The sequence below is a fragment of the Pseudomonas sp. N-1-13 genome (genome assembly GCF_057787095.1).
Window position 1 is genome coordinate 2643554 of the sequence record NZ_JBYNRI010000001.1, and the last position, 17192, is coordinate 2660745.

16 protein-coding genes are annotated in these 17192 nt (G+C 62.1%); 7 read left to right on the plus strand and 9 right to left on the minus strand.

All coding sequences use genetic code 11. The features are described 5' to 3' along the window. Positions 1-18: 18 nt before the first annotated feature. A complete protein-coding gene (locus tag AC3I65_RS11970) occupies positions 19-588 on the minus strand; it encodes a TetR/AcrR family transcriptional regulator (protein ID WP_488523755.1) in 570 nt (189 codons plus the stop codon). A 121-nt stretch (positions 589-709) separates the two neighbouring features. On the opposite strand from AC3I65_RS11970, the gene pssA reads away from it, so the two are divergent. The 7 genes from pssA to AC3I65_RS12005 all read left to right on the plus strand — a co-directional run bounded on the left by pssA (position 710) and on the right by AC3I65_RS12005 (position 8897). Further along, positions 710-2053 carry a CDP-diacylglycerol--serine O-phosphatidyltransferase gene (pssA, locus tag AC3I65_RS11975; RefSeq protein ID WP_139050333.1) on the plus strand — a complete coding sequence of 448 codons (1344 nt, stop codon included), beginning with the start codon at positions 710-712 and terminating at the stop codon, positions 2051-2053. A gap of 11 nt (positions 2054-2064) precedes the next feature. After that, the gene (locus tag AC3I65_RS11980; RefSeq protein ID WP_047226499.1) at positions 2065-3081 is read left to right on the plus strand and encodes an AraC family transcriptional regulator; all 1017 of its coding nucleotides are present in this window, start codon (positions 2065-2067) and stop codon (positions 3079-3081) included. A 250-nt stretch (positions 3082-3331) separates the two neighbouring features. Further along, positions 3332-4996: an AMP-binding protein gene (locus AC3I65_RS11985; protein ID WP_488523756.1), complete on the plus strand. Its 1665-nt coding sequence runs from the start codon at positions 3332-3334 to the stop codon at positions 4994-4996. 16 nt (positions 4997-5012) lie between these two features. Continuing rightward, positions 5013-5774: an SDR family NAD(P)-dependent oxidoreductase gene (locus AC3I65_RS11990; RefSeq protein ID WP_419417008.1), complete on the plus strand. Its 762-nt coding sequence runs from the start codon at positions 5013-5015 to the stop codon at positions 5772-5774. Between the two features lie 11 nt (positions 5775-5785). Further along, the gene (locus AC3I65_RS11995) at positions 5786-6973 is read left to right on the plus strand and encodes an acetyl-CoA C-acyltransferase (protein WP_488523757.1); all 1188 of its coding nucleotides are present in this window, start codon (positions 5786-5788) and stop codon (positions 6971-6973) included. 9 nt (positions 6974-6982) lie between these two features. Next, on the plus strand, positions 6983-8110 hold the full coding sequence (locus tag AC3I65_RS12000; RefSeq protein WP_488523758.1) for an acyl-CoA dehydrogenase: 1128 nt from the start codon (positions 6983-6985) through the stop codon (positions 8108-8110). Between the two features lie 13 nt (positions 8111-8123). Next, positions 8124-8897: an enoyl-CoA hydratase gene (locus AC3I65_RS12005; RefSeq protein ID WP_047226494.1), complete on the plus strand. Its 774-nt coding sequence runs from the start codon at positions 8124-8126 to the stop codon at positions 8895-8897. A gap of 125 nt (positions 8898-9022) precedes the next feature. On the opposite strand, the gene AC3I65_RS12010 is transcribed toward AC3I65_RS12005, so the two are convergent. From AC3I65_RS12010 to AC3I65_RS12045, 8 genes are all read right to left on the minus strand, one after another. Continuing rightward, positions 9023-10174 (minus strand): acyl-CoA dehydrogenase family protein, encoded by a 1152-nt coding sequence (locus AC3I65_RS12010; RefSeq protein ID WP_047226493.1) that lies wholly within the window; start codon positions 10172-10174, stop codon positions 9023-9025. A 3-nt stretch (positions 10175-10177) separates the two neighbouring features. Beyond that, positions 10178-11284: an enoyl-CoA hydratase/isomerase family protein gene (locus AC3I65_RS12015; protein ID WP_488523759.1), complete on the minus strand. Its 1107-nt coding sequence runs from the start codon at positions 11282-11284 to the stop codon at positions 10178-10180. A 134-nt stretch (positions 11285-11418) separates the two neighbouring features. After that, positions 11419-12126: an HPP family protein gene (locus AC3I65_RS12020; protein WP_488523760.1), complete on the minus strand. Its 708-nt coding sequence runs from the start codon at positions 12124-12126 to the stop codon at positions 11419-11421. 173 nt (positions 12127-12299) lie between these two features. Then, on the minus strand, positions 12300-13679 hold the full coding sequence (locus AC3I65_RS12025; RefSeq protein WP_488523761.1) for a UDP-glucose dehydrogenase family protein: 1380 nt from the start codon (positions 13677-13679) through the stop codon (positions 12300-12302). A gap of 198 nt (positions 13680-13877) precedes the next feature. Then, positions 13878-14645 carry a phosphonate ABC transporter, permease protein PhnE gene (phnE, locus tag AC3I65_RS12030; RefSeq protein WP_488523762.1) on the minus strand — a complete coding sequence of 256 codons (768 nt, stop codon included), beginning with the start codon at positions 14643-14645 and terminating at the stop codon, positions 13878-13880. After that, entirely contained in the window at positions 14642-15469 is an 828-nt protein-coding gene (locus tag AC3I65_RS12035) for a PhnE/PtxC family ABC transporter permease (protein ID WP_047226488.1), read from the minus strand. Before AC3I65_RS12035 ends, phnE begins: the two co-directional genes overlap by 4 nt. Further along, entirely contained in the window at positions 15463-16260 is a 798-nt protein-coding gene (locus AC3I65_RS12040) for a phosphonate ABC transporter ATP-binding protein (RefSeq protein ID WP_488523763.1), read from the minus strand. Before AC3I65_RS12040 ends, AC3I65_RS12035 begins: the two co-directional genes overlap by 7 nt. Further along, positions 16257-17108, minus strand: coding sequence for a putative selenate ABC transporter substrate-binding protein (locus AC3I65_RS12045; RefSeq protein ID WP_107322490.1), 852 nt, complete (start codon positions 17106-17108; stop codon positions 16257-16259). The genes AC3I65_RS12040 and AC3I65_RS12045 overlap by 4 nt, the downstream gene beginning before the upstream one ends. Positions 17109-17192 lie beyond the last annotated feature (84 nt).

The window sequence follows — 17192 nt, forward strand, 5'->3', positions numbered from 1 at the left end:
GCGGTTTACGGGAACGGGTTATTCAGTTTCAGCCAATAAGGACTTCAGTATGTTTTGGGCCTGGTCAGCGGCGCTGTGATCGCCCATGACCAGTGCGACGGTAATGGCGCCATCGATCAGGATCAGTAACTGCCGGGCCAAGGCTTCCGGGCTCTCGACGCCTTGTTCTGTGCACAGCCGAGTTACATAGTCGAGCAACTTCTGTTTATGCAGTTTGGCGACCTGGCGGACCGGGTTCTGTGGGTCGCCGGTTTCGCCACTGGTGTTGATGAACGCACAGCCACGGAAACCTTCGCTGTCGAACCAGGTTTTGAGCACGGTAAACAGGTTGAGCAGCCGGGCGTGCGGAGTAGGGGCCTTGTCGACCTCACTGCTGAACCAGTGCATCCAGCGTTCGTCGCGCCGCTGGAGTGCGGCCACGATCAGATCGTCCTTGTTGGCAAAGTAGCGATAAATGCTCTTTCTGGAGACGCCGGCGGTTTTCACCAGCCGATCCATGCCGGTGGCCGCGATGCCACTTTTATAGATCAACTTTTCGGCGACATCGAGAATAATGTCTCGGGTCTCATTGCTATTGATTTCGTTCATGTCGCTACAGTAGAACGATCGTTCTCCTTGGTCAAGTTGTTTTTTCATGACGCCCTGAAGACCCGAACCCATCGATGGTGTAAGCTCAACCATTCTTCGGATTCGACCTTTTGCGAGCCCTATGCCGTCGCTTTTCAAACGCCCCTTGCTGCCTAAGCTGCGCAGCTTTGCACTGACCGCCGATGCCGTGACCATCCTCGATGGCGCCGCCGAGTTCCGCCGTTGCCTGCTGGAGCAAATCGCCCAGGCCACCCAGCGCATCTACATCGTCGCCCTGTACCTGCAAGAGGACGAGGCCGGGCAGGAAATCCTCGATGCCTTGCACGCCGCCAAGGCCAAGCGTCCGGAACTGGACGTGGTCGTGGTGGTGGACTGGCTGCGGGCCCAGCGCGGGCTGATCGGCGCCAAGAAGCAGCCGGGCAATTCGGCGTGGTATCAGGAGCAGACCCGCACTCACGCCAGCGAAGTGCCGATCTACGGCGTGCCGGTGCAGACTCGCGAGTTGTTCGGCGTGCTGCACCTCAAAGGCTTCGTGATCGACGACTGTGTGCTTTACAGCGGCGCCAGCCTCAATAACGTCTATCTGCACAAGTTCGACAAATACCGCTACGACCGCTACCACCTGTTGCGCAACGAGGCACTGGCCGACTCGATGCAGCACCTGATACAGCATGGCTTGATTGCCTCCAGCGCCGTGCATCGTCTGGATTTGCCGAACCTGCCCAGCACTCGCAGCCTGCGCAAGGACATCGGCGATCTGCGCAGCCGGCTCAAGTACGCCGCGTATGACACGCAGGCCGGCAACCTCGACAAGAGCGGCCTGTCGGTGAGCCCGTTGCTGGGCGTGGGCAAGAACAATCCGTTGAGCCGGGTAATTGGCGAATTGATTGCCAGCAGCCGCCGGCAACTGACCATCTGCACGCCGTATTTCAATCTGCCCCTGGGGGTGACCCGGGAGATCAATCGCGCGCTGGCTCGCGGGGTCAGGATCGACATTATCGTCGGCGACAAAACCGCCAACGACTTCTACATGCCGCCCAGCGAGCCGTTCAAGATCATCGCCGCGCTGCCCTATCTCTACGAAATCAGCCTGCGCCGCTTCGCCAAGCGGCATCAGCGTTACATCGACAGCGGCCAACTGAACCTGCACCTGTGGCGTGACGGTGACAATACCTATCACCTCAAGGGCATGTGGATCGACGAGCGCTACACCTTGCTGACCGGCAATAACCTCAATCCACGGGCGTTTCGCCTGGACCTGGAAAACGCTTTGTTGCTGGATGACCCCAAGGGCGAACTGCTGGGGCCGCGTCAGGCCGAGCTTGAGCAGATTTACCAACACACCCGGCGCATCGATCGATATCTGGACCTGGAAACCCTGCCGGACTATCCCGCCGCAGTCGCCAGGTTTCTGAAACGGGTCAGCCGGGTGCGGATCGAGCGGCTGCTTTACCGGATCCTGTGAAAGCTCGTGCCATGTCGGAAAAAGACACCATCTCCATCCAGTTGGTACGTGAGGCGCTGCTGCAAAGCTGCGCTCCCGGAGCGGCCACCGATGAGGTTCTGAGCAAGGTCGGCATAGACCCTGCGTTGCTCGACGACTCCCAGGCGCGGGTCCCGGCCCATGCTTATGCGCGGCTCTGGCGCTTGCTCGCCCGACGCCTGGATGACGAGTTTTTTGGCATGGACCCGCGCAAGCTCAAGTCGGGTAGCCTGGCGTTTCTCTGCCAGTGCGCCATGGCCCAACCCACGCTGGCGAGCGGCCTGACGGCGGGGCTGGGGTTCCTCTCGCTGATGTTCGAACAGTTGCCGGCCCAATGGGTCCGCCAGCAGAGCCTGGCGGAAATCGTCCTGCTGGAGGACGATCAGGATCCGCGACGGGCCTTCACCTATTTCACCTACTGGATGATTGTTCATGGCGTGGCCTGTTGGCTGGCCGGGCGGCGTATTCCGATTCTTTCCATCGAGTTGCGTTGCCCGGAACCGGACTTCTGCGACGACTATCGTGTGATGTTCTCCCGGAACCTGCGCTTTGACCGGCCCCGCACCCGGATGATCTTCTCCGCCGAATGCCTGGACCTGCCCATCCGACGCAGCGCCGAGGAACTCAACCGCTTTCTGGCCCAGGCACCGGCCAACATCCTGGTCAAATATCGCGACCCGCAAAGCCTCGCCAGCCGCATCAGACACGACCTGCGCCAATTGCCACCCGAGCAGTGGCCGGAGACCGAGGCTCTGGCCCAGCAGTTGTGCGTTTCGGCGTCGACCCTGCGCCGCCGCTTGGCGGAGGAGGGCCAGACGTATCAAGGGCTCAAGGACAGTGTGCGCAAGGAGTTGGCCATCAACTGGCTGGCCGAACCTTCCATCAGCTTCGTGGAAATCGCCGCGCGCCTGGGATTTGCCGATGCCAGCTCCTTCTACAAGGCGTTTCGCAAGTGGTCCGGGTCCAATCCGGGACATTATCGCAGCCTGATTCTCAACGATCCTGGCTGATCCGGGATGTGGGTTGACTGGGCTTGCGCTATCGCGGGCAAGCCTTGCTCCCACATAAGGTTCGCATCGCCCCGGTGGGAGCGAGCCTGCTCGCGATAACGGCCTCCCAGACGCCGCATCACCCAACCATGGCCAAACCAGTCAAGCAACTTGATGGCTTTGACCATTGCCGCCCAAGCCCTTCGGCGCGAGTATTTCCCTGCTGTTTACGGTTCCCCCAACCAATAAAAAGTACAGAGGGATTCTGGTCATGCGCGATTACTCGTCCGCCACGTCACAGTTCGATTACCTGCACACCGTCAACACCGCACTGCACGGCTCGCTCGAGGCATTGAACGCCTGTGTCGAGTGTTGCGACCGGCATGCATTGCCGGGGCGCATTGCCTTGTTCTGGGAGGGTCGCGACGGCAGCGACGCGACCTGGACTTACCGTGACCTGCAGGACAACGCCGCACGTTTTGCCAATTTCCTCCTGGCCCAAGGCGTGGGCAAGGGTGACAAGGTGGCCGGCCTGCTGCCACGTACCGCTGAATTGCTGATCGTGGTACTCGCCACGTGGCGCATCGGCGCGGTGTATCAGCCGTTGTTCACCGCGTTCGGCCCCAAGGCCATCGAACACCGTCTGGGCAGCTCCGGTGCGCGTGTTGTGGTCACCGACGCGGTCAATCGCCCCAAACTCAACGATGTAGCCGGTTGCCCCACAGTGGTCACGGTCGGCGGCGCAAAAGGCCAGGGCATCGTTCGCGGCGATTACAGTTTCTGGGCAGAAGTGGCGAACCATGCAAACCAGTGCGAACCGGTGATGCTCAGTGGCGAAGACCCGTTCCTGTTGATGTTTACCTCCGGCACCACTGGGCCGGCCAAGGCGCTGTCGGTGCCGCTCAAGGCCATCGTCGCATTCCAGAGCTACATGCGTGACGCCGTGGACCTGCGTCCCGAAGACGCCTTCTGGAACGTCGCTGATCCGGGCTGGGCCTACGGCATCTACTTCGGTGTGACCGGGCCTCTGGCCATGGGGCATCCCATCACGTTCTACGATGGGCCGTTCACCCTGGAAAGCACTTGCCGAGTCATCAACAAGTACGGCATCACTAACCTCGCCGGTTCACCCACTGCCTATCGTTTGTTGATCGCCGGGGGCGATCAGTTCGCCCGCTCGATCAAGGGCACGCTGCGCGCGGTCAGCAGCGCCGGAGAGCCGCTGAACCCGGAGGTCATCCGCTGGTTTTCCGACAACCTGAACGTGGTGATCCACGATCACTACGGCCAGACCGAACTGGGCATGGTGCTGTGCAATCACCACGGGCTGGAACATCCGGTGCACATGGGCGCGGCTGGTTTTGCCTCGCCGGGCCACCGGATCGTGGTGCTGGATGAAAATAACCGTGAATTGGGCGTGGGCCAGCCGGGCATTCTCGCTGTCGACCGCAGCCAGTCACCGATGTGCTGGTTCGCCGGTTACGAGGGCGGGCCAACCAAGGCTTTCGTCGGCGATTATTACCTGAGCGGCGACACCGTTGAGTTCAACCCCGATGGCAGCATCAGCTTCGTCGGCCGCAGCGACGACGTGATTACCACCTCCGGCTATCGCGTCGGCCCGTTCGACGTGGAAAGCGCACTGATCGAACACCCCGCCGTGGTCGAGGCTGCGGTGGTCGGCAAGCCCGATCCCGAACGCACCGAACTGGTGAAAGCCTTCGTGGTGCTCAGCGCCCAATACCGCGCCGCGCCAGAGCTGGCCGAAGAGTTGCGCCAGCACGTGCGTAAGCGCTTGGCCGCTCACGCCTATCCCCGTGAAATCGAATTTGTCAGCGACTTGCCGAAAACCCCAAGCGGCAAGTTGCAGCGCTTTATCTTGCGCAATCAGGAGATCGCCAAGGCTCAAGAGGCCGCGGCGCCTAACGTTTCAGCTTGAATCCAAGGAAACCATGATGCAGATCGACAACAAGATTTTCCTCGTCAGCGGCGGCGCGTCCGGCCTCGGCGCGGCCACCGGCGAGATGCTGGTCAAGGCCGGTGCCAAGGTGATGCTGGTGGACCTCAACGCCGAAGCCGTGGCTGCCCAGGCGCAGATGCTGGGCTGCCAGAGCGTGGTGGCGGACATCAGCAACGAAGCGGCGGCAGACGCGGCGGTCAAGGCCACCGTGGCGGCGTTCGGTGGCCTCAATGGCCTGGTGAACTGCGCCGGCATCGTGCGCGGCGAGAAGATCCTCGGCAAGAACGGCCCGCACGCGCTGGCCAGCTTCAGCCAGGTGATCAACGTCAACTTGATCGGTAGCTTCAATCTATTGCGTCTGGCCGCCGCCGCCATCAGTGAAACCGAGGCCGATGCCGAGGGTGAGCGTGGCGTGATCATCAATACCGCTTCGGTGGCGGCTTTCGACGGCCAGATCGGCCAGGCAGCCTACGCGGCCTCCAAAGGCGCCATCGCCAGCCTGACCCTGCCGGCCGCCCGGGAACTGGCGCGCTTCGGCATCCGTGTGATGACCATCGCCCCGGGCATTTTCGAAACGCCGATGATGGCCGGCATGACACCCGAAGTACGCGACTCCCTGGCCGCTGGCGTGCCTTTTCCACCGCGCCTGGGCAAACCGGCCGAGTACGCGGGGCTGGTCAGGCATATCATTGAAAACACCATGCTCAACGGTGAGGTGATCCGTCTCGACGGCGCCTTGCGTATGGCTGCCAAGTAGGAGCAATTGTCATGTCCAACGATCCGATTGTTATCGTCAGCGCCGTCCGCACCCCCATGGGCGGCTTTCAAGGTGAACTGAAAAGCCTCAGCGCTCCGCAACTGGGAGCCGCCGCCATTAAAGCTGCCGTGGAGCGGGCCGGCATTGCCCCTGATGCGGTTGAAGAAGTGCTGTTTGGCTGTGTGCTCGCGGCAGGCCAGGGCCAGGCTCCGGCGCGCCAGGCCGCACTGGGGGCCGGGCTCGATAAATCGACCCGCTGCACCACGCTCAACAAGATGTGTGGTTCGGGCATGGAGGCGGCAATTCTTGCCCATGACATGCTGATCGCCGGCAGCGCCGAGGTGGTGGTGGCTGGCGGCATGGAAAGCATGTCCAACGCCCCGTATCTGCTCGACCGCGCCCGCAGCGGTTTGCGCATGGGCCACGGCAAGGTGCTCGACCACATGTTCCTCGATGGCCTGGAAGATGCCTACGACAAGGGCCGCCTGATGGGCACCTTTGCCGAAGACTGCGCTGAAACCAACGGTTTCAGCCGCGAAGCCCAGGATGCTTTCGCCATCGCTTCCACCACCCGAGCCCAACAGGCGATCAAGGACGGCAGCTTCGACGCCGAGATCGTGCCGTTGCAGGTCATGGTCGGCAAGGAACAGGTCACCGTGCGCCACGATGAGCAGCCGCCCAAGGCTCGTCTGGACAAGATCGCCTCGCTCAAACCGGCGTTCCGTGAGGGCGGAACGGTCACCGCAGCCAATGCCAGTTCCATCTCTGACGGTGCCGCAGCCCTGGTGCTGATGCGCCAGAGCCAGGCTCGGGAGCGAGGCTTGAAGCCGTTGGCGGTGATTCACGGTCACGCTGCGTTTGCCGACACGCCGAGCCTGTTCCCCACCGCCCCCATCGGCGCGGTGAAGAAACTGATGGACAAAACCGGTTGGTCGCTCGACGACGTGGAGCTGTTTGAAATTAACGAGGCTTTCGCAGTGGTGGCGTTGGCGACCATGGGCGCGCTGGAGATCCCCCACGACAAGGTCAACGTCCATGGCGGCGCCTGCGCGCTGGGCCACCCCATCGGTGCGTCGGGCGCGCGGATCCTGGTGACGCTGCTTTCGGCCCTGCGCCAGAAAGGCCTCAAGCGTGGCGTCGCGGCCATCTGCATCGGTGGCGGCGAAGCCACGGCCATGGCCGTTGAATGCCTGTATTAAGGAATCACCATGCTCCCGACTGAAGAACAGACTCAAATCAGCGACGTGGCCCGGCAGTTCGCTCAGGAGCGCTTGAAACCGTTCGCCGCTGAGTGGGACCGCGAGCACCGCTTCCCTAAGGAAGCCATTGCTGCAATGGCCGAACTGGGTTTCTTCGGCATGCTCGTGCCGGAGCAGTGGGGCGGTTGCGACACCGGTTACCTGACGTATGCCATGGCACTGGAAGAGATCGCCGCCGGCGATGGGGCGTGCTCGACCATCATGAGCGTGCACAACTCGGTGGGCTGCGTGCCGATCCTCAAGTTCGGCAACGATGAACAGAAGGCCAAATTCCTCACCCCCCTGGCCAGCGGTGCGATGCTCGGTGCCTTTTCATTGACCGAGCCCCAGGCCGGTTCGGACGCCAGTAGCCTCAAGACCCGGGCACGGTTGGAGGGCGATCACTACGTGCTCAATGGTTGCAAGCAGTTCATCACCTCCGGGCAGAACGCCGGGGTGGTGATTGTGTTTGCGGTGACCGATCCGAGCGCCGGCAAACGTGGCATCAGTGCGTTCATCGTGCCTACCGATTCGCCGGGCTACAGCGTGGCGCGGGTCGAAGACAAACTGGGCCAGCACGCCTCCGACACCTGCCAGATCCTGTTCGAGGATGTCCGTGTTCCGGTGGGCAACCGTTTGGGGGAGGAGGGCGAGGGCTACAAGATCGCCCTGGCGAACCTGGAAGGCGGGCGGGTCGGTATCGCGGCGCAGTCCGTGGGCATGGCCCGCGCGGCGTTCGAAGCGGCCCGCGACTATGCTCGCGAGCGGCAAAGTTTCGGCAAGCCGATTATCGAACACCAAGCCGTGGCGTTCCGTCTGGCGGACATGGCCACCCAGATCGCCGTGGCGCGGCAAATGGTCCATTACGCCGCTGCTTTGCGCGACAACGGGCAGCCGGCGTTGGTGCAAGCGTCCATGGCCAAGCTGTTCGCCTCGGAAATGGCCGAAAAAGTCTGCTCCATGGCGTTGCAAACCCTGGGCGGTTACGGTTACCTCAACGATTTCCCGCTGGAGCGCATCTACCGCGACGTGCGGGTCTGCCAGATCTACGAAGGCACCAGCGACATTCAGCGCATGGTCATTTCGCGCAATCTTTGAACAGGAGTCCTGCATGAGCTACGAAACGATTTTATTGGAGATCAAGGACCGCGTTGGCCTGATCACCCTCAACCGTCCCCAGGCGTTGAACGCCTTGAACGCGCAGATCGTCAGCGAGCTGAACCAGGCGCTGGATGCATTGGAGGCTGATCCAAAGATTGGCTGCATCGTGCTGACCGGCTCGAAAAAAGCCTTTGCCGCCGGTGCGGACATCAAGGAAATGGCCGAGCTGACATACCCGCAGATCTACCTCGATGACTTGTTCAGCGACAGCGACCGCGTGGCTAACCGGCGTAAGCCGATCATCGCGGCAGTGAACGGGTTTGCCTTGGGCGGTGGTTGCGAACTGGCGTTGATGTGCGACTTTATCCTGGCCGGTGACAATGCCAAGTTCGGCCAGCCGGAAATCAACCTTGGGGTGCTGCCGGGCATGGGTGGCACCCAGCGTTTGACTCGCGCAGTGGGCAAGGCCAAGGCCATGGAAATGTGCCTGACCGGCCGTTTCATCGATGCAGTGGAAGCGGAGCGTTGCGGCATCGTTGCGCGCATCGTGCCGGCTGATGAATTGCTCGACGACGCGCTGAAAACCGCCGCTCTGATTGCCTCCAAGTCGGTGCCCATCAGCATGATGGTCAAGGAAAGCGTCAACCGCGCCTTTGAAGTCAGCCTGTCCGAAGGTGTGCGTTTCGAGCGCCGGGTCTTCCATGCGGCATTTGCCACGCAGGATCAGAAGGAAGGCATGGCGGCGTTCGTGGCCAAGCGGGCGGCGGAGTTTCAGGACAAGTAATGCGGCGTCCTGACTGACGCCATCGCGAGCAGGCTCGCTCCCACAGGGTTCGGAGGTGTACACAGAGATTGCGTACACCAAAGATCCCATGTGGGAGCGAGCCTGCTCGCGATGCTTTTCAGCCATCACACCAGGTAGTTCTTTAACTCCCGGGCAATCACCATCCGCTGTATCTCGCTCGACCCTTCATAGATCTGGGTAATCCGCGCATCGCGGTAGTAGCGCTCCACCGGATAATCCTCGAGATACCCATACCCGCCATGAATCTGCATGGCCGAGGAGCAGACTTTTTCGGCCATTTCCGAGGCGAACAGCTTGGCCTGGGAGGCTTCCGACAGGCATGGCTTGCCGGCGCTGCGCAGGCGGGCGGCGTGGAGGATCAGCAGGCGGGCGGCGTTCAGGCGGGTGTGCATGTCGGCCAGCAGGTTGGCGATGCTCTGGTGCTCGATGATCGGCTTGTCGAACTGCACCCGGTCCCGCGCGTAAGCCAAGGCCGCTTCAAACGCCGCACGGGCGATGCCCAGGGCCTGCGCCGCGATGCCGATGCGGCCGCCTTCCAGGTTGGAGAGGGCAATCGCCAGGCCTTTGCCGCGAGCCCCCAACAGGTTCGCTTCGGGGATGGTGCAGTTGTTCAAGGTCACGGCGCAGGTATCCGAAGCGCGGATGCCCATCTTGTGTTCCGTGCGATCGACGATGAAGCCCGGCGTGTCGGTCGGCACCAGAAACGCCGAAATGCCTTTCTTGCCCAGCTCAGGATCCGTCACCGCAAAAACAATCGCCAGTTTCGCCCGCTTACCGTTGCTGACGAATTGCTTGGCGCCATTGATCACCCAATGGCCGTCCCGCAGTTCGGCGCGGGTGCGCAGGTTGTGGGCTTCGGACCCGGCCTGGGGTTCGGTGAGGCAGAAACAGCCAATGGCCTGGCCGCTGGCCAGATCGGCCAGCCAGGTCTGTTTCTGTTCGTCGGTGCCGAAATTGAGGACCGGCCCGCAACCCACCGAGTTGTGAATGCTCATCAGCGCCCCGGTGGCGCCATCGCCCGCGGAGATTTCTTCCACCGCGAGGGCATAGGCCACGTAATCGACGTAGGTACCGCCCCATTCTTCGGGCACCACCATGCCCAGTAGACCCAATTCACCCATCTTCGCCACCAGGGCGTCGTCGATCCAGCCGGCTTTTTCCCAGGCCTGGGCATGAGGGGCGATCTCGCCGCGGGCAAAATCCCGGGCCATGTCGCGGATCATCACTTGCTCTTCGGTCAGCTCAAGGTCGTGCATGGTTCAGTTCCCGTGGTCGTCGAAGCCGTCGAAGAAACTCGCCACGTGGCGCTTGTCCAGCGCCTCCAAGGTCGGCGGGTTCCACTGCGGGTTCTTGTCTTTGTCGATGAGCAAGGCGCGCACGCCTTCGATCAGGTCGCCGCGCTCGAACCATTGACGGTCCAGGTGCAGTTCCAGGGCAAAACAGTCTTCCAGGCTCAAATGCCGGCCGCGACGCAGCATTTCCAGGGTTACGGCCATGGCCAGGGGCGAGCGGGTCTCCAGCAGGTCGGCAGTTTTCAGCGCCCATTCATGGCTGTTGGCGACGGTGACCTGACGCAACTGCTCGACCATGCTGGGCACGTCCGCAAGGGCAAAGAAATGATCGATGGCCGGGCGCAGATCGGCCAGAGGCGGGGCAGGCAACTGCTGCATGCCGAGTTTCGCTAGCAGGCCTTGCAGGTCCTTGAGGGGCGTGTCGTGCCATTCCAGGCGGTCGAGACGTTCATCGAGCCGATCGAGCTTGTCGCTGTCCAGATACCAGTCGGCCAGCCCGCAATACAGCGCGTCGGCAGCACGGATCTGTACGCCACTGACTCCCAGGTAGATGCCCAGTTCGCCAGAAATACGCGGCAGGAAATAGCTGCCCCCGACGTCGGGGAAATAACCGATGGCGACTTCCGGCATGCCCAGGCGGCTGCGTTCGGTCACCACCCGCAGCTCGGCACCTTGCGCCAAGCCCATGCCGCCGCCCAGGACGAAACCGTCCATCAAGGCGAGGATGGGTTTGCGGTAGTGATGAATCGTCAGGTCGAGGGCGTATTCCTCGACGAAAAAGTCTTGGTGCAGGTTGTCGCCCTGCTTGTGGCTGTCGTACAGCGAGCGGATATCGCCGCCGGCGCAAAACGCTTTCTCGCCGGCACCACGCAGTACCACGGCGCGGATCTGTGGGTCCATAGCCCAGGTATCGAGCTGTTGCTGCAAGCTGCGCACCATGTCCAGCGTCAGGGCATTGAGGCCGGCGGGGCGGTTCAGGGTCAAGTGGCCGATATGGTTGCGTACTTCGACCAGCACTTCATGAGCCACGGCTCCGATGGGTCCCGAGGCTTGTGATGAAACCTGAGCTGTCATCGCTAACTCCCTGCTTTTATTGTTCTTTATGAATTGTGTCGCGCGTACCCGGTCAGGATCGTACCAGTGCAAATTTGCCTTGCACAACCGGGATACGTGCAGGTCCTGTCTGCATATTTATAGCAGCCTCAGGCTCAGCCGCGACCCGAGAGGACTTCGGTGATGCTGCGACGCCTGGCATTGCGTTCGCTGGCGTGGATCAATTGCTCGAGATCTTCGGGAGTTACGTCAAAGAATGCTTCCATTTGCTCAAGAGCGAGCTTCAAGTCCTCGGCTGTAATGGCCTGACGGTCGACGGGCGAATGGTCGGCGGGAATGACCGGCGTCGGCTCGCTGGCGCGCTTGGGGTAGCGCACGCGCGTCAGGTTGTTGTAGGCCAATGCACTCAATAGCAAGGTGGAACCGGCCAGCATCGCGGCACCGACGGCCTGCCAGTCCAGGGCGATGATCGACGGATCGGCCAATACCATCGTCGCCGCCAGGGCGCCCGCCGGAGGGTGCAGGCAACGCAGCCAGCACATCAAAATCAGCGCCATGCCGGCCGCCAGACAGGCGCTCCCCAGGGTACGGCCCAGGACATGGGCCACCAGCAATGCCACCACCGAGGCGCACAAGTAACCGCCGAAGATCGACCAGGGCTGGGCGAGGGCGCCTGAGGAGACGGCAAACAACAGCACGGCCGAGGCGCCGAGCGGGCCAATCAAGTGTTGCGCCACCTCAAGGCCAAAAACCTGGCCACACAGCCAGACACTGAACATCGTACCCAGGGCCATACCGATGGCGGCCCGGCTCCATTCGGTGGGGCGGGTATTGATAGCAGCGGGGAACCAGCGAGAAAGCATTAAGCGGAAATCCAAAAAACGAACAAAAAAAGGGGCTTACGGGAGAATCCCTGAAAGCCCTTTAAGTGTTCCAACAGTTGGGGGAGGAACGATGCACAGTGTGCCGTTCGCGGCCCTTGCTTACAAATTCATATTAATGCTGTTTGAGTGCACTTATTTTGAAGTAAAGAAGATCATGCGCTTCTGGACGCTTGAAACCAGGTTTGCTGAGCGATAGGCAGGTTGCACGATTGCCCGCGCCCTATGGGGAAATAGGTAAAGCCCTTGTCTGCCATGCGGTCCGGGTCATACAGGTTGCGGCCATCGAAAATCACCGCAGCCTTGAGCCGTTGCTGGATCAGGTCGAAATCCGGCGCCTTGAACGGTTGCCATTCAGTGCAGATCACCAGTGCATCGGCCTCCGGCAAAACCGATTCCGGCGTGCCCATCAACATCAGCTTCGATTCGTCGGGATACAGCTGCTGGGTCTGCTGCATGGCCTCGGGGTCAAAGGCGCGGACACTGGCACCGGCACCCCACAACGCCTCCAGCAGGGTACGACTCGGCGCATCGCGCATGTCGTCGGTGTTGGGCTTGAAGGCCAAGCCCCACACCGCGAAGGTTTTACCGCGCAAATCGCCTTTGTAGAACGCCTGGATGCGTTCGAACAGCTTGTGCTTCTGCCGTTGGTTGATGGTTTCCACCGCTTGCAACAGATCGCTGGAGCAGTGGGCTTGCTCGGCCGTGTGGATCAGCGCGCGCATGTCCTTGGGAAAACACGAGCCACCGTAGCCGCAACCCGGGTAAATGAAGTGATAACCGATGCGCGAGTCCGCGCCGATGCCCAGGCGCACGGCTTCGATGTCAGCACCCAGGTGTTCCGCCAGCTCCGCGATCTGGTTGATGAAGCTGATCTTCGTCGCCAGCATGCCGTTGGCGGCGTACTTGGTCAGCTCGGCGCTGCGCAGGTCCATGAACAGGATCCGGTCATGGTTGCGATTGAAGGGCGCGTACAAGTCGCGCATGGTGTCGCGCACTTCATTGCTTTCGCAGCCGATCACGATGCGATCCGGACGGCGACAATCAGCCACCGCCGAGCCTTCCTTGAGAAACTCGGGGTTGGACACGATATCGAACTGCAACAAACGGCCGGCCTTGAGCAGGCATTTGTCGATGTGCGCCCGCAGGGCGTCGCCGGTGCCCACCGGTACGGTGGATTTCTCCACGACAAGGACCGGTTGCTCGCGGTAACGAGCGACCGCCTCACCGACGGCCAGGACCTGACTCAAATCGGCCGAGCCATCTTCCCTGGAAGGCGTACCCACGGCGATGAACAGCACCTGGCCGTGCTGCACCGCGAGCTTTTCATCGTGGGTGAAATGCAGACGTCCGGCTTCCAATCCCTCACGCACCAGCGCGGCCAGACCGGGTTCGAAGATACTCACCTGGCCTTGGCGCAGGCTTTCGACTTTCTGTTCGTCTATGTCCATGCACACCACGTCATGGCCCACCTCGGCCAACACCGCCGCTTGCACCAATCCCACGTAACCACTACCGAATACACTGATTTTCATGGCGGACTCCCTGGATGACTTCCGAACGGGCAGGCACATACAACCCGCACATCGCCGCAATGCGCGCATCAGCAGAATAAGTCGGGGATATTTCAGTTCGCTGACAGGCTGCAGTGGTTGCGGTCAACCCGTGGGCAAGGGAGGGGAGCCACCCTGGTCTGAACGTGTGGTGTCAAACTCGCCGCTACGCGGCAGCGCTCAGGCCTTGACCCAGCGTTGACGACTCCAACTGCTCAGCGAGTCGACCGCGAGGACCAGCAGCAGCATCGCCAGAATCACCGTGCTGGCCTGCGCCTCCTGGAACAGGCTGAGGCTGACATAGAGCATTTGCCCCAATCCGCCGGCGCCGACGAAGCCCAGCACGCTGGCCATGCGGATGTTGTTTTCCCAGCGGTACAGGATGTAGGCCAACAGCTGCGGCATCAGGTTGGGCAGGGTGCCGTAACAGAACGCCCACACGGCATTGCCGCCTTGCAGGCGAATGGCTTCGGCCGGTTCGGGTGGGGTGTTTTCCAGCGCTTCGGCGAACAGTCGGCCGAGCACGCCGGTGGTGTGCAGCGCCAATGCCAGGGTGCCAGCATTGGGGCCCAGCCCTGCAGCCAGGACCATCAGCGCCGCCCACACCAGTTCGGGAACCGCGCGCAAGGCGTTGAGTACCAGGCGCGAGGCGCTTTGCATCGGCCAACCGAAGCGCCCGGCGGCGGGGAGGGCCAGGACCAGGCCGAACACCGCGGCGAGCAGGGTGCCAAGGGCGGACATGGCGATGGTTTCCAGGGCACCGTGGCCGATTGCTTTCAGATGGCTGGGGCTCAGGTCCGGGCTGAGAAAACGCTCGGCATAAGCGCCCATCCGGTTCAGGTTGTCGCCGTCGCCAAGCTGGCCGAGGTCGATGCCCAGATAGGCGAACGAGGCGACGACGGCTGCACCGATGCACAGGAGCAATATCGCGTTGAACAGGCGGTTCATGCCAGCCTCCAGCGCAGCAGGCGACTGAGTTGATCGGCCAGCAGGACCAGGACGAGGAACGTCAACAGCATGCTGGCCACTTCACCGCCGGCGAACATGCGCAACGACAGGTCCATTTGTTGGCCCAGGCCACCGGCACCGACGAAGCCCATCACCACCGAGGCGCGGATGGCGCACTCCCAGCGATACACCGTGTAGGACAGCAGCTCCGCCGCGACATTGGGCAGGATCCCGTAGCAGAAGGCTGTCAGTCGGCCGCTGCCAGCCTGCAACAGCGCATGTGCCGGACGCTGGTCGACCGACTCGTAGATTTCCGCGTAGACCTTGCCCAACATGCCGCTGTAGGTAATGGCGATGGCCAATACCCCAGCAGTCGGACCAAGGCCGACGGCGCGGACGAAGAGCAGGGCCCAGACGATTTCCGGCACGCTGCGCAGGAAGATCAGCAGACCGCGTACCGGCCAGCGCAGCAGTTGCCCCCAATAGCCCGGTTGGCCACCCCGGGAGGCCGCAGACAGCGAAAGCGCACGGCTGGCCAGCAGGCTGGCGGGAACGGCGAACAGCAATGCCAAAGCCATACCCGCCGTGGCAATGGCCAAGGTCTGCAAGGTGGCTTGCAATAGCAGCTCAATGAACGCTTCGCCATGGGCCGGTGGCCAGAAGGCCGAGACAAACCGGCCCATCTCGCTTTGACTGTCGCTCGTCACCAGCACGCCAAGGTCCAGCTCGCTGAAGTGGATGCCCGGCCACAGCAGGACAAGCGCCAACAGGCAGAGCAGCAGGCGAGGGCCGCTGGCGGGGTCTCGGGTATCGCGTGTCAGCATCGCGGGATTTGCACACTCAAGGGGGAGGGCGGTGGAGGCGAGGGTATCAACTGCTCATTGGCGTAGAGTTTGTCGAGCCGCTCACGGTCGACGGCATCGGTCGGCAGATCGAACAGGATCTGTCCGTCACGCAGGCCGATGATCCGCGAAAAGTGCGCCAGGGCCAGGTCCACCGCATGCAGGCTGGCGACCAGGGTGACGTTGTGCTCCCGGGCATGGCGACAGAGCACTGAAAGGGTGTGCTCGGCCAGCACCGGATCCATGGCCGAAACAGGTTCATCGGCCAACAACACCTCGGGTGCCTGATACAGCACCCGGGCAATGCCAACGCGTTGTAATTGGCCGCCGGAGAGTTGCTGGCATTGCGCGAACAGCTTGTCGCTCAGATCCAGCCTGGCCAATGCCGCCCGTGCGCCGGGAACATCCAGCGGATGCAGCAGGTTCAGCAGGCTCTTGCCCATGCCCCACTGACCCAGTTTGCCGGCCAGCACCGCAGTGATCACGCGCTGGCGCGGTGGCAGGGGCGGCGCTTGGTGGATCAAGCCGATGCGCGCGCGCAGGCGCTGTCGTTGGCGGGCAGATAACTGCCAGGCCGTTTCACCGAGCACCTGCATTTCGCCCTGACCCGGTCGCAGGGCCGTGCCCAGCAGATTGAGCAGGCTCGATTTACCCGCGCCGGACGGACCGATGATGGCGACCTGTTCGCCGGCATCGATGTGCAGCTCCACGCCACGTAGCGCCTGGACACCGTTGGCGTGGGTAAGGCTGACCTGGGTCAGATGTAATGTCATTTGAGCAATTCGGCGGCGCGTGCGGCTTCCTCGATGCCCTTGTAGTTCTCAGGCTTGGTTTCGATGAAGCGGCTGGCAGCCTGCAGATCGAGGATTTCCTTGTCCTTCGGATTTGCCGGGTCGAGTGCCAGGAAGGCTGCCTTGATTTTGGCTGCCAGCGCCGGATCGAGCGTTCCGCGCACCGTCCAGTTGTAGTCGAAGTAGGCCGGGGTGGTGGCAAACACCTTGACCTTGGCGGTGTCGACCTTGCCGGCGGCGACCAGTTTTTCCCAGACGCTGGCGTTCAGTACCCCAGCGTCCACTTTGCCGGCCTGGACCCAGGCGACGGTGGCGTCATGGGCGCCCGAGTAACCTACGCGGCTGAAGTAGCTTTCCGGCTTGATGCCGTCCTGGAGCATGAAATATCGCGGCATCAGGCTGCCAGAGGTGGAAGACACTGAACCGAATGCAAAGGTCTTGCCCTTGAGGTCGGCGAGGGATTTGACCGCAGGGTCGGCGGTGATGAATTTACTGGTGAATTGGGCGTCCTGCTCGCGCTGCACCAGCGGGATCGCATTACCGGTTTTCAAGCGTGCTTGCACGAACGTGAAACCACCCAGCCAGGCCAGGTCGATGCGGTCGGTCGCCAGCGCCTCGACCACCGCGGGGTAGTCGCTTACGGGAATGAACTCGACTTTCATGCCGGTCTGTTGTTCCAGATAAGCGCCCAAGGGCTTGAACTTGCGCAGCAATTCGGTAGGGGCTTCATCGGGAATCGCGCTGACTTTCAGGGTGTCGGCGGCCTGGGCCAGCAAGGCGCTGAAAGACAGGGTCAAGCCGACGGCCAATGCCAGGGAACGCTTGAGCATGGAAAATCTCCGGTACGTTAACGCAGGAATATTGAAGCGCCAGGCACTCGTGAACAACCGCATGGCGCTTTGTGAGGGTAGACG